We start from the raw sequence: 4241 nt of genomic DNA on the forward strand, positions 1-4241 counted from the left end.
ATCACCCTCGACATATTCCTCGCCAGAAAACGCCTGTTGAGTCCGAGGTGAACACTCCCCTGACAGGGAGGGGTTGGGGTGGGTCGGCCCGCGAGGGACCGCAAGCGCTCCACAACCGGCCGACCCACCCCCGGCCCCTCCCTGGTCAGGGAGGGGAGAAGGCTAAACCTCCCCCCGCGCGTCGATCAGGTCGAGCACGTCGCCGATCAGCGCGCGCATCGCCGCCCGCGCCGCTACGGAATCGCGCGCGGCGATCGCCTCCGCCACCGCCGCATGTTGCTCGACGCTGGCCGAGCGGCCGACGATGGTGTTGGTGAAGCGGATCGAGGTGTTGAGCGCGGTCGAAACCATCTCGCGGAACTGCGCGTAGAACGGGTTCTTCGCCGCCAGCAGGATCGCGACGTGGAAATCGATATCGGCGTCGAGCGGATCGTCCTCGCCGCGTTCCGCCGCCGCCATCCGCGCCAGCCCATCGGCGATCCGCGCCTGATCCGCGTCATCGGCCGAAACCGCCGCCAACGCCGCGGCCTCCGGCTCGATCGCGACGCGCAGCTGGTTGAACTGGCGCAGCAGGTCGACCGAGAATTTGCGGTCGAGCAGCCAGTGCAGCACATCGGGGTCGAACAGGTTCCACGCCGCCGCCGGGCGGACCACGGTCCCCTGACGCGGGCGGGCGCTGACCAGCCCCTTGGCGGTCAGCATCTTTACCGCCTCGCGCGTCACCGACCGGCTGATGCCGTGCGCCTTGCCGATCTCCGCTTCGGTCGGGAACGGTTGCTCGTCATATTCGCCGGTGACGATCGCGCGGCCGAGCGTGTCGAGCGTCGCGCGGGTCAAATTGCCGCCGGGCATTCCCGTCATCCGCGCCGCCATCCCGTCTCCTTTCGGTTCGTCCGTACCGCTTGGCACTGGACACGATGCATTCGTCGTATAATTGTCCGCCTCCATAAAGCCAGTGGGCCGGGGAGGAAACCATGCGTCTGTCGACGATCGATCTGATCGTCGTGGTCATCTATGCGATCGGCATTTTCGGCCTCGCGCAATGGGTGAGCCGCGACAAGGGGGGGCATCAGAAGGATAGCTCCGATTACTTCCTCGCGTCCAAGTCGCTGCCATGGTGGGCGATCGGCGCGTCGCTGATCGCGGCCAATATCTCGGCCGAACAGATCGTCGGCATGGCAGGGTCGGGCTATGCGATCGGCCTTGCCATCGCGTCGTACGAATGGATGGCGGCGCTGACGCTGCTGATCGTCGGCAAGTTCTTCCTACCGATCTTTTTGCGCAACGAAATCTACACGATGCCGCAGTTCCTCGAACAGCGGTACGGCCCGTCGATCCGCACGTTGATGGCGGTGTTCTGGCTGGCGCTGTACGTATTCGTGAACCTGACCAGCATCATCTGGCTCGGCTCGATCGCGGTGACGCAGGTCGCGGGCGTCGACCAGACGGTGGCGCTGATCGGCCTCGGCCTGTTCGCGCTGCTGTATCAGTTGCGCGGCGGGCTGAAGGCGGTGGCGCTGACCGATATCGTGCAGGTCACGCTGCTGGTGTTCGGCGGGCTCACCATTTCCTACCTGACGCTGTCGGAAATCGGCGGCGATGCCGGCGTTATGGGCGGTTTCCACGAACTGACCCGCCGCGCGCCCGAAAAATTCCAGATGATCCTGACACCCGACAATCCCTTCTACAAGGATCTGCCGGGCCTGTCGGTGCTGATCGGCGGCATGTGGATCGCGAACCTCAGCTATTGGGGGTTCAACCAGTATATCATCCAGCGGGCGCTGGCGGCCAAGTCGCTGCCCGAAGCGCAGAAGGGCATCGTGTTCGCGGCGTTCCTGAAGCTGCTGATGCCGCTGGTGATCGTCGTGCCGGGGATGGCGGCGGTGCTGCTCGCGCCCGATCTTGCCAAGCCCGACGAAGCATACCCGACGATGATGCGGCTGCTGCCATCGGGGCTGCTCGGCCTCGTCTTCGCAGCACTCATCGCGGCGATCATCGCCTCGACCGCGTCGAAGATCAATTCGATCGCGACGATCTTCACCCTCGACCTCTATGCCAAGCGCACCAGCGAGAGCGGGGCGATGGACCCGGCGCAGGAGCGCAAACTGGTCCGCATCGGCCGCATCGCCGCCACCATCGCCATCCTGATCGCGATCGTCGCCGCCAAACCGCTGCTGGGCGGCGCGGATCAGGCGTTCCAGTTCATTCAGGAATTCTCCGGCTTCTTCACGCCGGGGATCACCGTCATCTTCCTGCTCGGCCTGTTCTGGAAACGCGCGACCGAAGCCGGCGCGATCGGCGCGGCAATCGCTTCGGTCGTGCTGTCGTACCTGTTCCGTGAGTTCGCGCCGGGCATTCCGTTCATGGACCGGATGGGGATCGTGTTCCTGCTCAGCCTCGGCCTTGCCATCGTGCTGTCGCTGGCGGTGAAGGGGCGCGGCGACGCCAATCGCATCGCCATGCAGGGCGTGTCGTTCGGTACCTCGACCGGCTTCAACGTCGCCGGCCTCGGCGTCATCCTGATCCTGATCGCATTGTACGCGACATGGTGGTGAGCCCGTTCATCGCCCTCGACTGGGGCACCACCAACCGCCGCGCGTACCGGCTGGAGGACGGCCGTATCGCCGCGACCGCCAAGTCGCCCAAGGGCGTCCTGGCGATGGCCGCCGACGATTATCCCGCCGAACTGGCCGCGATCCGTGCGGAGCTGGGCGACCTGCCGGCACTGATGGCCGGCATGGTCGGGTCGACGATCGGCTGGCGCGTCGCCCCCTATGTTGCGGTGCCGGCCGATATCGCCGATATCGCCGCGCACCTCAGCTGGATCGATGATCGCACCGCGATCGTTCCCGGCCTGTCCTTCACCGATGGCAATCACGGCGACGTGATGCGCGGCGAGGAGGTGCAGTTGCTCGGCGCGGCGCTCGCCGGACAGGTGCCGGCGGACGCCTTGCTCTGCCAGCCCGGCACCCATTGCAAATGGGTCGAACTCACCGGCGGTAAGGTCACCGGCTTCACCACCGCGATGACCGGCGAGCTGTTCGCGCTGCTGAAGGGCGGCGGCGTGCTCGCCCCGCAGCTTGCCGCACCGGTCTCGGCGGGCGACGCGTATCGCGAAGGCGTGCGCGAAGGCGCGAAACGCGACCTCGCCGCCAGCCTGTTCGGCATCCGCGCCTCGCATGTGCTGGGCCTTCGCGACGAGGCGCAAGCCGCCTCCTATGCCAGCGGCGTCCTGATCGGCAGCGACGTCGCCGCGCGCATCGGTGACGGTCGCGACGTGCACCTCGTCGCCGACGGCGATCTCGCCACCCTCTATGCCACCGCGATCGAGACGCTGGGCGGCCGTGCCATTGTCAGCGGCTGCGAGGATGCCTTTATCGCCGGTATCACCCATATCCGAAAGTTGTCCGCATGAGCCATCTGTCCGCCTTCGACGCCGCCTTTGCCCGCTGCCCGCTGGTCGCGATCCTGCGCGGGGTGCAGCCGCATGAGGTGGAAGCGATCGGCGACGCGCTGATCGACGCGGGCTTCACCATCGTCGAGGTGCCGCTCAACTCGCCCGACCCTTACAAGAGCATCACCCGCCTGTCGAAGAAGCTGGAAGGCTATGCCGCGGTCGGCGCGGGCACCGTGCTCACCGTCGAACAGGTCGAACGCGTCGAGGCGGCGGGCGGCACGCTCATCATCTCGCCCAACGCCAATACCGCCGTCATTTCGGCGGCAGCGGAACGGGGGCTGGTGGCGATGCCCGGCATCGCGACCCCCACCGAAGCCTTTGCCGCGCTGGAAGCCGGTGCCGCCGCGCTCAAACTTTTCCCTGCCGAAGCCGCCAGCCCGGCGGTGATGAAGGCGATGCGCGCCGTCCTCCCCCGCGACGTGCGGATGCTGCCGGTCGGCGGCATCGTGCCGTCGGTGCTGGCCGATTGGCACAAGGCGGGTGCGGCGGGTTACGGCCTGGGGTCGGCGCTGTACGTGCCGGGCATGGACGCGGAAACGGTCGGCGAACGCGCACGGGCATTCGTCGCGGCATGGAACGCGCTGGAGAAGTAAGGACAAACAACTCCCCTCCCTGACAAGAGTTTCGGGTCGGTCATGCCCCCGGCATGACCCGAACAGTGCGGGGCACTGTTTACCTGAAGCTGGGCCGGGAGTGGGTCGGCCCGTGAGGGAAGGTGAGCGGGGACTGTCAGGAATTTTGTGCGGGAGGCCATAGGATGGAATGGAAGGGACCATCGATATGG

At 66.7% G+C, this 4241-nt stretch carries 4 protein-coding genes; 3 read left to right on the top strand and 1 reads right to left on the bottom strand.

Going from position 1 to position 4241, the window contains the following annotated elements; genetic code table 11:
* Window positions 1-162: 162 nt before the first annotated feature.
* The gene (locus ASE59_RS13300) at window positions 163-873 is read right to left on the bottom strand and encodes a FadR/GntR family transcriptional regulator (protein WP_056457053.1); all 711 of its coding nucleotides are present in this window, start codon (window positions 871-873) and stop codon (window positions 163-165) included.
* 101 nt (window positions 874-974) lie between these two features.
* Between ASE59_RS13300 and ASE59_RS13305 the strand changes: the two genes are divergently transcribed.
* Genes ASE59_RS13305 through ASE59_RS13315 form a run of 3 tightly spaced genes read left to right on the top strand, consistent with a single transcriptional unit; the run spans window position 975 to window position 4050 of the window.
* Window positions 975-2555 (top strand): sodium/sugar symporter, encoded by a 1581-nt coding sequence (locus tag ASE59_RS13305; protein ID WP_056457059.1) that lies wholly within the window; start codon window positions 975-977, stop codon window positions 2553-2555.
* Window positions 2546-3415 (top strand): 2-dehydro-3-deoxygalactonokinase, encoded by an 870-nt coding sequence (locus tag ASE59_RS13310; protein WP_056457062.1) that lies wholly within the window; start codon window positions 2546-2548, stop codon window positions 3413-3415. Before ASE59_RS13305 ends, ASE59_RS13310 begins: the two co-directional genes overlap by 10 nt.
* On the top strand, window positions 3412-4050 hold the full coding sequence (locus ASE59_RS13315) for a 2-dehydro-3-deoxy-6-phosphogalactonate aldolase (RefSeq protein WP_056457068.1): 639 nt from the start codon (window positions 3412-3414) through the stop codon (window positions 4048-4050). Before ASE59_RS13310 ends, ASE59_RS13315 begins: the two co-directional genes overlap by 4 nt.
* Window positions 4051-4241: the final 191 nt, after the last annotated feature.

It is taken from the genome of Sphingomonas sp. Leaf10, assembly GCF_001421245.1.
Taxonomy (GTDB): Bacteria; Pseudomonadota; Alphaproteobacteria; order Sphingomonadales; family Sphingomonadaceae; genus Sphingomonas.